This is a genomic window from Betaproteobacteria bacterium, from assembly GCA_016194905.1.
In the GTDB taxonomy this organism is placed as follows: Bacteria; Pseudomonadota; Gammaproteobacteria; order Burkholderiales; family JACQAP01; genus JACQAP01.
Genome location: JACQAP010000005.1, coordinates 348,740 through 364,694 on the forward strand (window position 1 = coordinate 348,740; position 15,955 = coordinate 364,694).

The window sequence follows — 15,955 nt, forward strand, 5'->3', positions numbered from 1 at the left end:
GTTCCGCAGACCAGAATTCGCACGGGGAATCGCGGCCGGCGATATCGGGCGACGCAGTCAGCATGGGCGTGCGCGACCGCATCCGAGCTTGCGGCGCAATCAGAACGGAATGTCGTCCTCGAGGTCGTCGAAACCGCTGCCCTTCCCGGCCCCTGCGGCTTTTTTCGCGGGGGCAGCGGTGGAACGGGAGGGGGCGTCGTCATCCGGCGGCGCCATGCGCTCTGATCCGCCCGAGCGCGAGCCGAGCATCTGCATGCGGTCGGCGCGTATTTCCGTCGTGTAGCGCTCGTGGCCCTCCTTGTCGGTCCACTTGCGGGTCTCCAGTCGCCCTTCGATGTAGACCTGCGATCCCTTCTTCAGGTATTCGCCGGCGATCTCCGCGAGTTTGCTGAACATCGACACCCGGTGCCATTCCGTCTTTTCCTGCTTCTCGCCGCCCTTGTCCTTCCACGTTTCCGTGGTGGCGATGCTGATATTGGCCACCGCGTCGCCGCTGGGCAGATAGCGCACCTCCGGGTCTTTCCCCAGGTTACCGATCAGGATCACTTTATTTACCGAGGCCATCGCTCAAATCTCCCGTGCCAGTAGTTTGATGACATTCTGTTCGTCGAAACCCTTACTGTCCACTTTCAGATACGCCACGCCCTCGCCGCTCAGGTTCACCTCGCGCACACCCGGCAGACCGGACAGGCTGCGCACCAGCCCCGAGGTGGTTTGCGAGTCAGACCTGGGTAGCTGATATCGGCGCGTCTCGAGGCTGCGCGGGATGCGCATGCCGAAAACCAGCAGCAGCCAGACGATCGCCAGCATGCCGCAGAAACCGAATACTGCCGGGGTGCCGTAGTGTTGCGACAACCAGCCACCGCTCGCCGCACCCACGAAAGTACCGATGAATTGCACGGAGCTATAAACGCCGATGGCGGTTCCCTTGGCGCTGGCCGGTGCCCGCTTCGAGATCATGGAGGGCAGTGTGGCTTCGAGCAGATTGAAGGCAGCGAAGAACACCAGCAGGCCGACCACCAGCGCGGGCAGCCCTCTATCCGAGATCATCAACAGCGCGAGCGCGCTGATCAACACGGTCACCGCACCGACGAATACCGGTTTCTGCAGTCCCCTGCGTTCGGCGAGCAGCATCGGCGGCAACATCAGCACAATCGCGCCGAGCATGACCGGCAGATACACACGCCAATGACTGCCCGCGGGCAGGTGCGCCTGCAGCGCGAAAGGCACCACCACAAAAAGCGCCATCAGGATCCCGTGCAACGCGAATATGCCGTAGTTGAGCCGCAACAACTGCGTGTCGCGCAACACCGATTTCAATGATGCCTGCTGAACCGGCGGCTTGGGTACGGCGGCCTGCACGGGATCGGGGACGATGACCCGCACAACCAGCAACGCCGCGATCGCCAGAAATCCGGTCAGCGCGAAGATTCCCGGAACACTCACTATGCGATCGAGCACCGGTCCGGCCGCCATGGACAGCGCGAACGTGCCGCCGATGGTCATGCCGATGATGGCCATGGCTTTGGTGCGCTGACCATCGCGCGTCAGATCCGCCGCAAGCGCGATCACGGCGGCGGAAATCGCACCCGCTCCCTGAATTATGCGACCCAGGATCACCATGTTTATGTCGTGCGCCAGCGCTGCAACGAAGCTGCCGAACGCGAAAATGATCAGGCCGAGGTAGATCGTGCGTTTGCGCCCCCAGCGATCCGAAAGCCAGCCGAATGGCACTTGCAGGCAGGCCTGGGTCAGGCCGTAAGCGCCGAGCGCAATACCGACCATGGTGTGGCTGCTTCCCCCCGGCAGCTTCGCTGCGTAGAGCGCAAACACAGGCAGGATGATGAACATGCCAAGCATGCGCAGCCCGAAAATGCCGGCGAGACCAAAGCTCGCGCGCAACTCCTGGGGCGTCATGCGGTCTGATGCAGACATTCGTGAACGGAACTGAAAAGCGGGTTGGGAATTGCTTTTGAAGTGCAGTATATTAACAGGTTGATCAAATATTCATCCACCGCATGGATTTCATCCGCGTACGCGGCGCGCGCACGCACAATCTGAAGAACATCAATCTCGATCTGCCGCGCAACCGGCTGATCGTGATTACCGGACTGTCCGGCTCCGGCAAGTCTTCTCTCGCCTTCGATACGCTCTACGCGGAAGGCCAGCGCCGCTACGTCGAATCCCTGTCTGCTTACGCGCGACAATTTCTGCAGTTGATGGAAAAGCCGGATGTCGACCTGATCGAGGGATTGTCGCCGGCCATCTCGATCGAACAGAAAGCGACCAGCCACAATCCACGCTCGACCGTAGGCACGGTCACCGAAATCCACGACTACCTTCGGCTGCTTTACGCCCGCGTAGGCGAGCCGCATTGTCCGGACCACGACCTGGTCCTGTCGGCGCAGAGCGTGTCGCAGATGGTCGACCATGTGCTCCGGCTTCCCGAGGACACGCGCCTGATGATCCTTGCGCCGCTAGTAGTCGAACGCAAGGGCGAGAACCTGGAATTGTTCGAGGACCTGCGCGCGCAGGGCTTCGTGCGCGTGCGTGTCGACGGGAAGGTGGTTGACATCGACGGTGTTCCGAAGCTCTCTAAGACCAAAAAACACACGGTCGAGATCGTCATCGACCGGGTGAAGGTACGCCCGAACATTAAGCAACGTCTGGCCGAGTCGTTCGAAACGGCGCTGCGTCATGCCGATGGGCGCGCACTGGCGGTGGAAATGGATGGCGGGCACGAACACCTGTTTTCCGCGCGCTTTGCCTGCCCGATCTGCAGCTATTCACTGCCAGAGCTGGAACCGCGGCTTTTCTCGTTCAACAATCCGATGGGCGCCTGCCCGCGCTGCGACGGTCTCGGCCAGATCACTTTCTTCGATCCAGAACGCGTGGTGGCATTTCCGCATATGTCGCTTGCGGCCGGCGCAGTCAGGGGCTGGGACAAGCGCAACCAGTTCTATTTCCAGATGATCGGCAGCCTCGCGCAGCAGTATGGATTCGACGTCGACACCCCCTTCGAGAAACTGCCGGAAACCGTGCGCGATCTGATTCTGAATGGAACCGGCCGCGAAAAAGTACGTTTTCTCTACGTCGGCGAGCGCGGTAACAAGTACCAGCGCGAGCATCCTTTCGAAGGCATTCTGCCCAATCTGGAGCGACGCTATCGCGAAACCGATTCAGCCGCGGTACGCGAAGAACTGGCGAAATATCTCGCCAGCCAGCCTTGCCCCGAGTGCAAGGGCACCCGGCTGCGCCGCGAAGCACGTAATGTATTCGTCGCCGGCAAAGCAATCTACGAAGTCAGCTGCCTGCCGCTGAAACTGGCGCTGCAGTTCTTCCACGAAATGAGGCTGGAGGGCGCGAAGCTCGCGATCGCGGAAAAGATCGTGCACGAAATCGCCAATCGGCTTCAATTCCTGGTCAATGTCGGGCTGGACTACCTGGCATTGGACCGCTCGGCCGACACGCTCTCCGGCGGTGAAGCGCAGCGCATCAGGCTCGCCTCGCAGATCGGCTCGGGACTGACCGGCGTCATGTACGTGCTGGACGAACCCTCGATCGGCCTGCACCAGCGCGACAATGATCGGTTGCTTGAAACGCTGAAGGAGCTGCGCGACCTCGGCAATTCGGTCATCGTGGTGGAACACGACACCGATGCGATGATGAATGCCGACTACGTCGTGGACATGGGTCCGGGCGCCGGCGTACATGGCGGCCGCATCGTCGCGGAAGGAACGCCCGCACAAATCGCCGCCAGCCCAGAATCGCTCACCGGACAGTATTTGTCCGGGCGTCGTCACATCGCGATGCCGCAGCTGCGTCACAAGCCCCAGGCGAAGCAAATGCTCCGTCTGCTTGGAGCACGCGGCAACAACCTGAAAAACGTGAACCTCGATCTTCCAGTCGGCCTGTTCGTCTGCATAACGGGCGTTTCGGGTTCCGGCAAATCCACGCTGATCAACGACACGCTCTGCCACGCAGTGGCGCAGCACCTTTACGGCAGCACTGCCGAACCGGCGCCGCACGACGACATTCAGGGACTGGATTTCTTCGACAAGGTCGTCAACGTGGACCAGAGCCCGATCGGTCGCACGCCGCGCTCGAATCCGGCCACGTACACCGGCCTGTTCACGCCGATACGCGATTTGTTCGCCGGCGTACCGCTGGCGCGCGAGCGTGGCTACGGCGCCGGACGCTTCTCGTTCAACGTCAAGGGCGGCCGCTGCGAAGCCTGCCAGGGGGACGGCGTCATCAAGGTGGAAATGCATTTCCTGCCGGATATCTACGTTGCCTGCGATGTCTGCCACGGGAACCGCTACAACCGCGAAACCCTGGAGATCCAGTACAAAGGCCGCAACATTCATGAAGTGCTGGACATGACCGTGGAGCAGGCGCGGGATTTCTTCAGCGCCGTTCCGGTGCTCGCCCGCAAGCTCGACACGCTGCTCGACGTCGGGCTCGGTTATATCCGCCTCGGACAAAGCGCGACCACGTTGTCGGGCGGCGAGGCGCAGCGCGTCAAGCTGGCGCTCGAGCTATCCAAACGCGATACCGGACGCACGCTCTATATCCTCGACGAGCCGACCACCGGTCTGCATTTCCACGACATCGAGATGCTGCTCACCGTGCTGCACCGGTTGCGCGATCACGGCAATACCGTGGTGGTGATCGAGCACAATATGGATGTCATCAAGACCGCGGACTGGATAATAGATCTCGGCCCGGAAGGCGGCGACGGAGGCGGCGCCATCATCGCGCAAGGCACGCCAGAAGCCATCGCCGGCACCGCGTCGTCCTATACCGGCAGCTACCTGCGCCAGATCATCCCGCCCAGACCCGCCCGCAGCCGCGTCGCAGCGGGCTAACCTCCGAACCACATCTTCCGAGACTCGGTTCAAGCGTCTTGCCAGACGCAGTCCGGACTCAACGCCGGCCTTCCGCTGCCGTAGTCGCGGAAGGATCAGTGCAAAATCCGGTTGATTCAGCCCATAAAAACGAAGAAGCCGGCTTATGCCGGCTTCTTCGTTTTTTCTATGACATCTTTCCTTGCGCCGTCCCGCCTATTTCTTCGCAGCGGTCTTGGTTTCTTCAGCGACGTCGGGACGATCCAGCAACTCCACGAGCGCCATGGGCGCATTGTCGCCCTGCCGAAAACCGAACTTGAGGATACGCAGGTAGCCGCCATTGCGATTGGCAAACCGCGGACCCAGTTCGTTGAACAGCTTGAGCACCATCTCGCGGTCACGCAAGCGCGAAAACACCAGACGCCGGTTGGCAAGCGACGGCTTCTTACCCAGCGTAATGATCGGCTCGGCGACCCGGCGCAGTTCCTTCGCCTTGGGCAACGTGGTCTTGATGACCTCGTGTCTCAGCAAAGAATTGGTCATGTTGCGCAGCATGGCTAGTCGATGGCTGCTGGTGCGGTTGAGTTTTCGCAGTCCCAGTTGGTGACGCATTTTCTATCCCCTTAAACCTTCTCGAGTCCGACCGGCGGCCAGTTCTCGAGCTTCATGCCGAGTGTCAGGCCGCGCGAGGCAAGTACTTCCTTGATCTCGTTGAGCGATTTACGGCCGAGGTTCGGCGTCTTCAGCAACTCCGTTTCGGTACGCTGGATCAGATCGCCGATGTAATAAATGTTCTCCGCCTTTAGGCAGTTTGCCGAACGCACGGTGAGTTCGAGATCATCCACCGGACGCAGCAGGATCGGATCGACCTGCGGAGCCTTCGGTTGTTCGATCGGTGCCGGCGTGCCTTTCAGATCTGCAAACAGCGATAACTGGTCGACCAGGATGCGTGCGGCATAGCGGATTGCCTCTTCCGGCTCCACAACGCCGTTGGTCTCGATGTCCATGATCAGCTTGTCGAGGTCAGTGCGCTGTTCCACGCGCGCCGACTCGACCGCATAGCTGACCCGCTTCACCGGACTGAACGACGCATCCACCATGATGTTACCGATAGTGCGGCCTTCCTTCGCCAGAGCACGCGTCGTCGCCGGCACATAACCGCGGCCGCCTTCGACCTTGATCTGCATGTCGAGCTTGCCGCCGGGCGCAATGTGCGCGATGACATGCTCGGGGTTGATGATCTCGACGTCGTGCGACGCTTCGATGTCGCCCGCGGTGACGACGCTCTCGCCCTGCTTCTTCAGATTGAGCACGACTTCATCGCGATTGTGCAGCTTCAGCACGATGCCCTTCAGGTTGAGCAGGATGTCGACGACATCCTCCTGCACACCGTCGATGGTGGAGTATTCGTGCAGAACGCCGTTGATCTTGACCTCGGTCGGCGCAAATCCTGGCATCGAGGACAGCAGCACCCGGCGCAGTGCGTTGCCGAGGGTGTGACCATAGCCGCGTTCGAACGGCTCCATCGTCACCTTCGCATGGAAGGCGGAGATCGTCTGAACATCGATGATTCGCGGCTTCAGAAAGCTGCTTTGCATAAACGTGACCCTCTAGATTGAATTCGGGACGTTCCGTATTAAAAACATACGGCCCGGCCGGTCCTAAGGAGACGACGGCGGGCCGCAATACCGGTTCGCTTACTTCGAATACAGTTCCACCACCAGCGATTCGTTGATCGTCGAGGGCAGTTCAGAGCGTTGCGGCTTCGCCTTGAATGTGCCTTTGAGCGCTTTGATATCGACTTCGATCCACTCCGGGAACCCGCGACCTTCTGCCGCTTCGACTGCGCCCTTGATGCGCAATTGGCCCTTCGCGCCCTCGGCAACTTCGATAACGTCGCCCTGGCGAACCTGATACGAGGGGATGTTGACCCGTTTGCCATTAACCAGAATGCCGTTGTGGCGCACAACCTGGCGGGCTTCGGTCCGCGACGAGCCGAAACCCATGCGATACGCGACGGTGTCCAGTCGACTTTCCAGCATTTGCAACAGGGCCTCGCCGGTGACTTCCTTCGCCCGCGCGGCCAACTTGTAGGTATTGCGGAACTGGCGCTCCAGCATTCCGTAAATGCGACGGATCTTCTGCTTCTCCCTCAGTTGCGTGCCGTAGTCGGAACGGCGCAGGTTCTTCTGACCGTGCTGGCCTGGCGCGTACGAACGGCGCTCTATAGAGCACTTGTCGCTGAAACACTTCTCGCCTTTGAGGAACAGCTTTTCGCCTTCTCGGCGGCATTGGCGGCACTTCGGATCTAGGTTCCTTGCCACTGCTTGTCTCCTTGGGATCAGATACGGCGCTTCTTGGGCGGACGGCAGCCGTTGTGCGGGACCGGCGTGACATCCGAGATGCTGGTGATCTTGAACCCGACCGCGTTCAAGGCGCGAACCGCGGATTCGCGCCCCGGACCGGGGCCCTTGATGCGCACTTCGAGGTTCTTCACGCCGCACTCCTGTGCGGCACGGCCAGCTTGCTCGGCGGCAATCTGCGCCGCGAACGGAGTGGACTTGCGCGAACCTTTGAAACCTGCCGCGCCGGATGTTGCCCAGGACAGCGCATTCCCCTGGCGATCCGTGATGGTCACGATGGTGTTGTTGAAGGATGCGTGAATATGGGCGATGCCCTCGGCCACGTTCTTCTTGACCTTCTTCCGGACCCTTACCGCTGGAGTAGCTGCTTTTGCCATGTCAAAAAATCCTTGATCTAAATTCGCTTACTTCGCCGCCGGCGCCGGGGTCGCTCCGCCGGTGCGCTGAATCGCCTTGCGCGGACCCTTGCGGGTACGTGCGTTGGTACGGGTGCGCTGACCGCGCACGGGCAATCCGCGGCGATGGCGTGTGCCTCGGTAGCAGCCCAGATCCATCAGGCGCTTGATATTCATCGTCACTTCACGACGCAGGTCCCCCTCCACGGTGAACTTCGCCACCTGTTCGCGCAGCTTCTCCATGTCGTTGTCGGACAAATCCTTCATCTTGGTCGAGCCGTTGATGCCTGCGGCAGCGCAGATGGCGCGCGAACGGGCGCGGCCGATTCCATAGATTGAAGTCAGCGCAATGACCGCGTGCTGATGGTTCGGAATGTTTACACCGGAGATACGAGCCATAGTTGTCCTGCGTTCTGTTAAAAGTTGCGTCCCCGCCCGGTTAACCCTGGCGCTGCTTGTGGCGCGGATCAGTGCAAATTACGCGCACAACGCGGTTGCGACGGACTATCTTGCAGTTCCGGCACATTTTCTTGACCGATGCTTGTACTCTCATTTCTACTCCCTCAGCCGCCGTTCGGCGAGCCGTTGTTCAAACTTACTTGGCGCGGAATACGATGCGCGCTCGCGTCAAATCGTAAGGCGTCAAATCCACCGTCACCTTGTCGCCCGGCAGAATCCGGATGTAGTGCATCCGCATCTTTCCGGAAATATGTCCCAGCACCACATGGCCGTTTTCCAGCTTCACGCGAAACGTCGCGTTCGGCAGGGTTTCCAGGATTTCTCCCTGCATCTGGATGGTTTCTTCCTTGGCCATGCTCCTCCGCTAGCGGGTCGGGAACATCCCGCCCTTGAAGTTCGCCTTCTTGAGCAGGCTCTCATACTGGTGCGACATGACATACGCCTGCACCTGGGCCATGAAATCCATGGTCACCACCACGATGATCAGCAGGCTGGTGCCGCCGAAATAGAACGGCACGTTCCATTTCACGATCAGAAACTCCGGCAACAGGCACACCAGCGTCACATAGATCGCGCCCGCCAGGGTCAGCCGCATGGTGATCTTCTCGATGTACTTTGCCGTCTGTTCGCCAGGCCGGATCCCCGGCACGAACGCACCGCCCTTCTTCAGATTCTCCGCGGTTTCCTTGGGGTTGAACACCAGGGCCGTGTAAAAGAAGCAGAAGAAAATAATCGCAGACGCATACAACAATACGTAAATCGGCTGCCCGGGATGCAGGGTGCCGCTGATATCGCGCAGCCAGGTCATACTTTCGTTGCTGCCAAACCAGCCGGCCAGCGTGGCCGGAAACAAAATGATGCTCGAGGCGAATATCGGCGGAATCACGCCCGACATGTTCAGCTTCAATGGCAGATGCGAGCTCTGCCCGCCATAAACTTTGCGGCCAACCTGTCGCTTCGCGTAATTCACCAGTATCTTGCGCTGGCCGCGTTCCACAAAGACCACGAACCCGGTCACCAGGATTGCGCCCACCAGCAGCAACAGCACCAACGGGATCGAGAATGCACCCGTACGCGCCAGTTCCAGCGTACCGCCGATCGCCCTCGGAAACCCCGCGGCAATGCCCGCGAAAATGATCAGCGAAATGCCATTGCCGATACCTCGCTCCGTGATCTGTTCGCCGAGCCACATCAGGAACATTGTTCCGGTCACCAGCGTGACCACGGTGGTGAAGCGGAACGCGAGTCCCGGTTCGATCACCAGCCCGCGCTGCGATTCCAGCGCGATTGCGATTCCCAGGCCCTGGAAAGTCGCCAGAAACAAGGTGCCGTAGCGTGTGTACTGCGTAATCTTCCGGCGGCCGGCCTCACCTTCCTTCTTCAGTTGCTCGAGTGTCGGCGATACGACGGTCATCAACTGCATGATGATAGAAGCCGAGATGTACGGCATGATGCCCAGCGCGAAGATGGTAAATCGCGACAACGCGCCGCCCGAGAACATGTTGAACATGTCCAGAATGCCGCCCTTCTGCGACTTGAACAGCTCCGCGAGCTGCACTGGGTCGATACCTGGCACCGGAACGTGCGCACCGATGCGATATACGATCAGAGCGCCCAGCAGGAACAACAATCGGCGCTTCAGATCGCCGAACTTGCCCCCGATCAAAGAGTTCTGCGCCAAGCTCAGCCTTCGACGCTGCCGCCGGCCTTTTCAATGGCTGCGCGCGCGCCCTTCGTTACCAGCAATCCGCGCACAATCACCTTGCGCTTGATTTCCCCATTCAGTATCACTTTGGCCGCAAGGGCCGCGTTCGGCACCACGCCCGCCTGCTTCAGCACCAGAATATCGATGTCGTCCACCGTCAGTTTGTCGAGCGAAGACAATCTCACCTCGACCGTATCCCCTCTAGTAAGCGATACGAAACCGCGCTTCGGCAGGCGCCGGTGCAAAGGCATCTGGCCGCCTTCGAAGCCCACTTTGTGGAAGCCGCCCGAACGCGCCTTCTGACCTTTGTGGCCGCGACCCGCGGTCTTGCCCAATCCGCTGCCAATGCCACGACCGACACGCTTTTTTGCGTGCTTGGAGCCGGCTGCCGGTTTGATCTGGTTCAAACGCATTTATGCCTCGCACTTCACCAGGTAGTTCACCTTGTTGATCATGCCACGCACCGCTGGCGTATCTTCCAGTTCAACTGTATGGTTGATGTGCCGCAGGCCGAGGCCACGCACCGTTGCGCGATGGCTTTCACGGGTGCCGACCACGCCACGCACCAGCGTGACCTTGACCGTCTTTCCCGATTTCTTTGCTGCTTCTTTTTTCTTGGCCATGATTTTTTCAGTACCCGGTCAGCCCAGGATCTCTTCCACGGTCTTGCCGCGCTTTGCCGCAATCTCAGCAGGGGTGCTCATTCCCTGCAGGCCGTTGATCGTGGCACGCACAACGTTGTACGGGTTGGTCGAGCCAAGACACTTTGCCAACACGTTGGTTACGCCCATGACTTCGAAAATCGCACGCATGGGTCCGCCGGCAATGATCCCGGTACCTTCCGATGCCGGTTGCATGAATACCTTCGCCGAACCGTGCTCGCCCACCACCGCGTGCTGGAGAGTCCCGTTCTTGAGACTGATCTTCACCATCTTGCGGCGTGCCTCGTCCATTGCTTTCTGCACGGCCACCGGCACTTCCCTGGCCTTGCCTTTGCCCATGCCGATTCCGCCGTCGCCATCGCCGACCACTGTCAGCGCCGCGAAGCCGAGGATACGGCCGCCTTTCACCACCTTGGTGACGCGGTTGACAGACACCATCTTCTCGCGCATGCCGTCGCTACGCTCTTCGTTGTGCTGTTGCATTCTGGCCATGGTCTATATCCTCAGAACTTGAGTCCGGCTTCGCGCGCTGCTTCCGCAAGCGCCTTCACACGGCCGTGGTACTTGAATCCTGCACGATCGAACGCGACTTGCTCCACACCCTGCGCCTTGGCCTTCTCCGCAATACGCTTGCCAACCACGGCCGCCGCCTTGACGTTGCTGCCGTTGCCGACCTCTTTGCGTACATCGGGTTCGAGTGTAGAAGCCGACGCGAGCACCCTCGAAGTTGGATCGATCACCTGTGCATATATATGGTCATTGGAGCGATACACCGCAAGCCTCACCGCCTTCAATTCCGCGATTTTGGCACGGGTCTGGCGGGCACGGCGTATGCGCGATTGTTTCTTGTCAATCATGATCGTCGGCTCCGTTACTTCTTCTTGGTTTCCTTCAGCACTACACGCTCGTCGGAATAGCGCACGCCTTTGCCTTTGTAGGGCTCCGGCGGGCGATAGCCGCGTACTTCCGCTGCGACCTGACCGACGACCTGCTTGTCGATGCCCTTAATCAGAATTTCAGTCTGTACCGGCGTCTCCACCTTGATACCCTTGGGCATCTGATGCACTACCGGATGCGAAAAGCCCAGCGTCAGGTTGAGCTTATCGCCCTGCGCTTGAGCTCGATAGCCAACGCCAAACAGCTGCAGCTTTCTCTCGAATCCTTTGGTCACGCCTTGCACCATGTTCGCAACCAATGATCTCAGCGTGCCGGACATCGCGTTCGTCTGAATCGACTCGTCCAGCGCCTTGAACACGATATGGTCTCCATCCCGCGTAACTTCCACAGTCGTGGACAAGCGTTGCGACAGCGTGCCCAGCGGCCCCTTGATCGAGATCTGACCCGACGCTACCGTCACGTCCACGCCCTTCGGAACGTTGACCGGAAGATTGCCAATGCGAGACATCTTGTTTTGCTCCTAAGCCACTTTACGCAACGATGCACAACACTTCGCCGCCGACGCCGGACTGGCGGGCCTTGCGATCGGTCATGACCCCCCTGGAAGTGGACACGATCGCCACTCCGAGGCCGTTCATGACTTCCGGAATATCGCTCGCCGGCTTGTAGATACGCAGGCCCGGGCGGCTCACCCGCTCGATGCGCTCGATCACGGGGCGACCGGCGTAGTATTTCAATCCGATCTCGAGAAATTGCTTGCCGCTGTCGTCGCGAACCGCAAAGTCCTCGATGTAGCCCTCGTCCTTGAGGACCTTGGCGATCGATACCTTGAGTTTGCTCGTGGGCACGACAACCGACGTCTTCTCCGCAGTTTGCGCGTTGCGGATGCGCGTCAGCATATCGGCAATGGGGTCGCTCATGCTCATCCAGAGTCTCCTGCTACCAGCTTGCTTTGGTCACGCCGGGAATCTCGCCACGCATGGCGATTTCGCGCAGCTTGTTGCGCCCGAGGCCGAACTTGCGGAATACCCCGCGAGGACGACCGGTCAGCGCGCAGCGATTGCGCAACCGGACCGGGCTGGAATTACGCGGCAACTTGCCCAGCTTGTCGCGCGCTTCCGTGCGTTCCTCGTCGGACGCCTTGCTGTTATTGATGATTGCGAACAGCTCGGCGCGCTTGGCCGCGAACTTCTTCACGGTAACCCGGCGCTTTTGTTCTCGATTGATCAGAGCGGTCTTTGCCATGACGACCTCAGTTCTTGAAGGGGAACTTGAAGGCGGCGAGAAGCACACGCGCCTCTTCGTCGGTCTTCGCTGTCGTGGTTATCGTAATGTTCAAACCCCGGAGCACGTCGATTTTGTCGTACTCGATCTCCGGAAATATGATCTGTTCCTTCACACCCAGGTTGAAATTCCCACGACCATCGAAGGAGCGCGCCGAAATACCGCGGAAATCGCGGATGCGGGGAATCGCAATGGAAACCAGACGGTCCAGGAATTCATACATGCGCCCTCGCCGCAGGGTCACCATGCAGCCGATCGGGTAGTCCTTGCGGATCTTGAAACCGGCGATCGACTTCTTCGCCTTGGTGACCACCGGCTTCTGGCCGGCGATCTTGATCATGTCGCCAACCGCATTCTCGAGAATCTTCTTGTCGTTGACGGCTTCGCCCACGCCCATGTTCAGGACAATTTTGTCGATGCGCGGAACCTGCATGGAAGTCTTGTAACCGAACTGCTTCATCAAAGCCGGCACGATTGCGTCACGGTAGTGTGTATGCAACCGCGCCGCCTGCGCGGACGCGGTTTTCTCGGTAGATGCTGCCTTCAACTTCGCCTTCGCCATAATCTTCCTCTTACGCGTCCAGCATCTCGCCGTTCGACTTGTAGACCCGCACGCGGCGGCCGTCGTCCAGGCGCTTCACCCCGACCCTGTCCGCCTTCTGGGTGGTCGGGTTGAACAACGCCACGTTGGAGACGTGAATCGGCATTTCTTTCGCGACAATACCGCCAGTGGTTCCCTTCATCGGATTGGGCTTCTGGTGCTTTTTGACATTGTTGGCGCCTTCCACCAGCAGGTAGCTGTCGCTCAGTATGCGCAGCACCGCTCCACGTTTACCCTTGTCTTTGCCGGTGATGACGACGACGTTGTCGCCTTTGCGAATCTTGCGCATGATCTTTCCTTACAACACTTCGGGAGCAAGCGATACGATTTTCATGAAGCGCTCGGTACGCAGCTCACGGGTAACCGGGCCGAAAATGCGCGTGCCAATCGGCTCGAGCTTGGCATTGAGCAGAACTGCCGCATTGGAATCGAATTTCACCAGCGAGCCATCCTGACGACGCACGCCACTGGCCGTCCGCACGACCACGGCGTGATAGATCTCGCCCTTCTTGACACGCCCGCGCGGCGCGCAATCCTTGATGCTGACCTTGATGATGTCGCCAATGCCGGCATAGCGGCGCTTGGAGCCACCGAGCACCTTGATGCACATGACGGAGCGTGCACCGGTGTTGTCGGCTACATCTAGCCTGCTTTGCATTTGAATCATCTGCTTTCTCTCTCCAACTTCGTCCGCCTCGTACTGCGGGTCGGCAGACCAGTTTTGGAACCCGTGTCTGGGTCAGAAGCCGGACCGCCGCGAGGCGTTCCGGGAAAAAGGCGGCATTCTATGGAAAAAACGCCGCCCAGGCAAGGGGCTTAAATTTCCTCCTTGGCCTTTTCAACCAGTTTCACCACTTTCCACGCTTTGGTCTTGGACAGCGGGCGGGTCTCTTCGATCAAAACCAGATCGCCGGGATGGAATTCGTTCTTCTCATCGTGTGCGTGGTACTTCTTGGAGCGGCTGACGAATTTGCCATACAGCGGATGCTTGACCTTGCGCTCGACCAGGACCGTGACGGTCTTGTTCATCTTGTCGCTCACTACCCGACCGGTCAGCTTGCGGGGATTGGACGTGGATGTCTGCTCGCTCATGCTTTTTTCGCCTTTTCACCGATCAACGTGCGCACGCGAGCGATGTCGCGGCGCACCTTCTTGATTTCGCTGGTGTTGGTCAGCTGCTGGGTAGCCAGTTGCATGCGCAGGGAAAACTGCGCTTTCAGAAGCTCATTGAGCTCCTTGCCCAGATCGGCCTCGGACTTCGACCGGAGTTCACTCGCCTTCATCGCTTATCCCACCTGTCTGATTACGAACGTGGTCTGGATCGGCAGCTTGGCCGCCGCCAGGCGAAATGCCTCGCGCGCCAGTGTTTCGTCGACGCCGTCCATCTCGTAGAGCACCTTGCCGGGCTGGATTTCCGCCACGTAGTACTCCGGGTTGCCCTTGCCGTTGCCCATGCGCACTTCCGCGGGTTTCTGTGAAATCGGCTTGTCCGGGAAAATCCGGATCCAGATCCGTCCACCGCGCTTGATATGGCGCGTCATCGCCCGACGCGCAGCTTCGATCTGGCGCGCGGTCAACCGGCCGCGGCCGACGGCCTTCAGGCCAAACTCGCCGAAGCTGACCTTCGCACCGCGGGTTGCCACGCCGGTGTTGCGGCCCTTCTGTTCCTTGCGATACTTCCTTCTAGCTGGTTGCAGCATGCTTCGCTCCTCGTCTTGCCTTCCTCTCGGGTTCGGGAGCGGGCGCGGCCACCGGTTGCTCGCCGCGACCCAGTACTTCGCCCTTAAACACCCAGACCTTGATGCCGATCACGCCATAGGTGGTTTTCGCTTCGGAGAATCCATAATCGATATCGGCGCGCAGGGTATGAAGCGGTACGCGGCCTTCGCGATACCACTCGGTGCGGGCAATTTCTATCCCGTTCAGACGCCCGGCACTCATGATCTTGATGCCTTGCGCGCCCAGGCGCATGGCGTTCTGGATCGCCCGCTTCATCGCACGACGGAACATGATCCGCTTTTCCAGCTGCTGCGCGATCGAATCGGAGATCAGCTGCGCATCCACCTCGGGCTTGCGCACCTCCTCGATGTTGACATGGACCGGCACGCCCATCAGTTTCTGCAGTTGTCCGCGCAGATTTTCAATGTCCTCGCCTTTTTTGCCGATGACCACGCCGGGCCGCGCGCTGTATACGGTGATCTTGGCGTTCTTGGCCGGACGCTCGATGACAACCTTGCTGACCGCGGCATGCGCCAGCTTCTTCTTCAGGAAGTCACGGACCTTGATGTCCTCGTGCAGCATTGCTGGGAAATTCTTGCTGTTCGAATACCAGCGCGATGTCCAGTTGCGCTGAACCGAAAGCCGGAATCCTATCGGGTGAATTTTCTGTCCCATGCTTACTCCTTGTCCCCGACGGTGAGATAGATATGGCAGGTGGGCTTGGTGATTTTGAAACCACGACCCTTTGCGCGTGGCATGAAGCGCTTGAGGCTCGCGCCCTGCTCCACATGAATGATCCTCACCTGCAATTCGTCGATATCGGCGCCGTCGTTATGCTCGGCATTGGCGATGGCCGATTCGAGGACCTTGCGAATGATCTTGGCGCCTTTCTTGGGACTGAAGGCCAGCAGATTGAGGGCCTTGTCCACCGGCATTCCGCGAATCTGGTCGGCGACCAGCCGGCCTTTCTGGGCCGATAACCGGACACCGCGCAGTACAGCAGAAGTTCTCATAGTCATGTCT

Annotated in this window: 26 protein-coding genes; 1 reads left to right on the forward strand and 25 read right to left on the reverse strand. The window is 59.7% G+C overall.

Annotated elements, in window-relative coordinates; genetic code table 11:
- Positions 1-99: 99 nt before the first annotated feature.
- Positions 100-564 carry a single-stranded DNA-binding protein gene (locus HY067_02895; protein MBI3526894.1) on the reverse strand — a complete coding sequence of 155 codons (465 nt, stop codon included), beginning with the start codon at positions 562-564 and terminating at the stop codon, positions 100-102.
- A gap of 3 nt (positions 565-567) precedes the next feature.
- Positions 568-1,917 carry an MFS transporter gene (locus HY067_02900; protein ID MBI3526895.1) on the reverse strand — a complete coding sequence of 450 codons (1,350 nt, stop codon included), beginning with the start codon at positions 1,915-1,917 and terminating at the stop codon, positions 568-570.
- A 101-nt stretch (positions 1,918-2,018) separates the two neighbouring features.
- Between HY067_02900 and uvrA the strand changes: the two genes are divergently transcribed.
- On the forward strand, positions 2,019-4,868 hold the full coding sequence (uvrA, locus tag HY067_02905) for an excinuclease ABC subunit UvrA (GenBank protein MBI3526896.1): 2,850 nt from the start codon (positions 2,019-2,021) through the stop codon (positions 4,866-4,868).
- Positions 4,869-5,063: 195 nt separating this feature from the next.
- On the opposite strand, the gene rplQ is transcribed toward uvrA, so the two are convergent.
- The 23 genes from rplQ to rplV form a co-directional block, all read right to left on the reverse strand.
- On the reverse strand, positions 5,064-5,459 hold the full coding sequence (gene rplQ / locus HY067_02910; protein MBI3526897.1) for a 50S ribosomal protein L17: 396 nt from the start codon (positions 5,457-5,459) through the stop codon (positions 5,064-5,066).
- An 11-nt stretch (positions 5,460-5,470) separates the two neighbouring features.
- On the reverse strand, positions 5,471-6,445 hold the full coding sequence (rpoA, locus tag HY067_02915) for a DNA-directed RNA polymerase subunit alpha (protein ID MBI3526898.1): 975 nt from the start codon (positions 6,443-6,445) through the stop codon (positions 5,471-5,473).
- Positions 6,446-6,544: 99 nt separating this feature from the next.
- Positions 6,545-7,171: a 30S ribosomal protein S4 gene (rpsD, locus tag HY067_02920; protein ID MBI3526899.1), complete on the reverse strand. Its 627-nt coding sequence runs from the start codon at positions 7,169-7,171 to the stop codon at positions 6,545-6,547.
- Positions 7,172-7,188: 17 nt separating this feature from the next.
- A complete protein-coding gene (rpsK, locus tag HY067_02925; GenBank protein MBI3526900.1) occupies positions 7,189-7,587 on the reverse strand; it encodes a 30S ribosomal protein S11 in 399 nt (132 codons plus the stop codon).
- A 27-nt stretch (positions 7,588-7,614) separates the two neighbouring features.
- Positions 7,615-8,004: a 30S ribosomal protein S13 gene (gene rpsM / locus HY067_02930; protein MBI3526901.1), complete on the reverse strand. Its 390-nt coding sequence runs from the start codon at positions 8,002-8,004 to the stop codon at positions 7,615-7,617.
- 40 nt (positions 8,005-8,044) lie between these two features.
- Positions 8,045-8,158, reverse strand: a complete 114-nt coding sequence (rpmJ, locus tag HY067_02935; protein ID MBI3526902.1) for a 50S ribosomal protein L36 — start codon at positions 8,156-8,158, stop codon at positions 8,045-8,047.
- Positions 8,159-8,200: 42 nt separating this feature from the next.
- Positions 8,201-8,419, reverse strand: coding sequence for a translation initiation factor IF-1 (gene infA / locus HY067_02940; protein MBI3526903.1), 219 nt, complete (start codon positions 8,417-8,419; stop codon positions 8,201-8,203).
- Positions 8,420-8,428: 9 nt separating this feature from the next.
- Positions 8,429-9,745 (reverse strand): preprotein translocase subunit SecY, encoded by a 1,317-nt coding sequence (secY, locus tag HY067_02945; protein ID MBI3526904.1) that lies wholly within the window; start codon positions 9,743-9,745, stop codon positions 8,429-8,431.
- Positions 9,746-9,747: 2 nt separating this feature from the next.
- Positions 9,748-10,182: a 50S ribosomal protein L15 gene (gene rplO, locus HY067_02950; protein ID MBI3526905.1), complete on the reverse strand. Its 435-nt coding sequence runs from the start codon at positions 10,180-10,182 to the stop codon at positions 9,748-9,750.
- Positions 10,183-10,392 carry a 50S ribosomal protein L30 gene (gene rpmD / locus HY067_02955; protein ID MBI3526906.1) on the reverse strand — a complete coding sequence of 70 codons (210 nt, stop codon included), beginning with the start codon at positions 10,390-10,392 and terminating at the stop codon, positions 10,183-10,185.
- Positions 10,393-10,410: 18 nt separating this feature from the next.
- Positions 10,411-10,923: a 30S ribosomal protein S5 gene (gene rpsE / locus HY067_02960; protein ID MBI3526907.1), complete on the reverse strand. Its 513-nt coding sequence runs from the start codon at positions 10,921-10,923 to the stop codon at positions 10,411-10,413.
- Positions 10,924-10,934: 11 nt separating this feature from the next.
- Positions 10,935-11,285, reverse strand: coding sequence for a 50S ribosomal protein L18 (rplR, locus tag HY067_02965; GenBank protein ID MBI3526908.1), 351 nt, complete (start codon positions 11,283-11,285; stop codon positions 10,935-10,937).
- 17 nt (positions 11,286-11,302) lie between these two features.
- The gene (gene rplF, locus HY067_02970; GenBank protein MBI3526909.1) at positions 11,303-11,836 is read right to left on the reverse strand and encodes a 50S ribosomal protein L6; all 534 of its coding nucleotides are present in this window, start codon (positions 11,834-11,836) and stop codon (positions 11,303-11,305) included.
- 22 nt (positions 11,837-11,858) lie between these two features.
- Positions 11,859-12,254 (reverse strand): 30S ribosomal protein S8, encoded by a 396-nt coding sequence (rpsH, locus tag HY067_02975; GenBank protein ID MBI3526910.1) that lies wholly within the window; start codon positions 12,252-12,254, stop codon positions 11,859-11,861.
- 13 nt (positions 12,255-12,267) lie between these two features.
- Positions 12,268-12,573 (reverse strand): 30S ribosomal protein S14, encoded by a 306-nt coding sequence (gene rpsN / locus HY067_02980; GenBank protein MBI3526911.1) that lies wholly within the window; start codon positions 12,571-12,573, stop codon positions 12,268-12,270.
- 7 nt (positions 12,574-12,580) lie between these two features.
- Positions 12,581-13,174, reverse strand: coding sequence for a 50S ribosomal protein L5 (gene rplE / locus HY067_02985; protein MBI3526912.1), 594 nt, complete (start codon positions 13,172-13,174; stop codon positions 12,581-12,583).
- Between the two features lie 10 nt (positions 13,175-13,184).
- Positions 13,185-13,502: a 50S ribosomal protein L24 gene (gene rplX / locus HY067_02990; GenBank protein ID MBI3526913.1), complete on the reverse strand. Its 318-nt coding sequence runs from the start codon at positions 13,500-13,502 to the stop codon at positions 13,185-13,187.
- A 9-nt stretch (positions 13,503-13,511) separates the two neighbouring features.
- The gene (gene rplN, locus HY067_02995) at positions 13,512-13,880 is read right to left on the reverse strand and encodes a 50S ribosomal protein L14 (GenBank protein MBI3526914.1); all 369 of its coding nucleotides are present in this window, start codon (positions 13,878-13,880) and stop codon (positions 13,512-13,514) included.
- A 149-nt stretch (positions 13,881-14,029) separates the two neighbouring features.
- Positions 14,030-14,305 carry a 30S ribosomal protein S17 gene (gene rpsQ, locus HY067_03000; GenBank protein MBI3526915.1) on the reverse strand — a complete coding sequence of 92 codons (276 nt, stop codon included), beginning with the start codon at positions 14,303-14,305 and terminating at the stop codon, positions 14,030-14,032.
- The gene (gene rpmC, locus HY067_03005) at positions 14,302-14,496 is read right to left on the reverse strand and encodes a 50S ribosomal protein L29 (protein MBI3526916.1); all 195 of its coding nucleotides are present in this window, start codon (positions 14,494-14,496) and stop codon (positions 14,302-14,304) included. Before rpmC ends, rpsQ begins: the two co-directional genes overlap by 4 nt.
- A gap of 3 nt (positions 14,497-14,499) precedes the next feature.
- Complete coding sequence (gene rplP, locus HY067_03010; GenBank protein ID MBI3526917.1) at positions 14,500-14,913, reverse strand: 50S ribosomal protein L16; 414 nt, start codon at positions 14,911-14,913, stop codon at positions 14,500-14,502.
- The gene (rpsC, locus tag HY067_03015) at positions 14,897-15,607 is read right to left on the reverse strand and encodes a 30S ribosomal protein S3 (GenBank protein MBI3526918.1); all 711 of its coding nucleotides are present in this window, start codon (positions 15,605-15,607) and stop codon (positions 14,897-14,899) included. Before rpsC ends, rplP begins: the two co-directional genes overlap by 17 nt.
- A gap of 2 nt (positions 15,608-15,609) precedes the next feature.
- Positions 15,610-15,945 (reverse strand): 50S ribosomal protein L22, encoded by a 336-nt coding sequence (rplV, locus tag HY067_03020; protein MBI3526919.1) that lies wholly within the window; start codon positions 15,943-15,945, stop codon positions 15,610-15,612.
- Between the last annotated feature and the right edge of the window lie 10 nt (positions 15,946-15,955).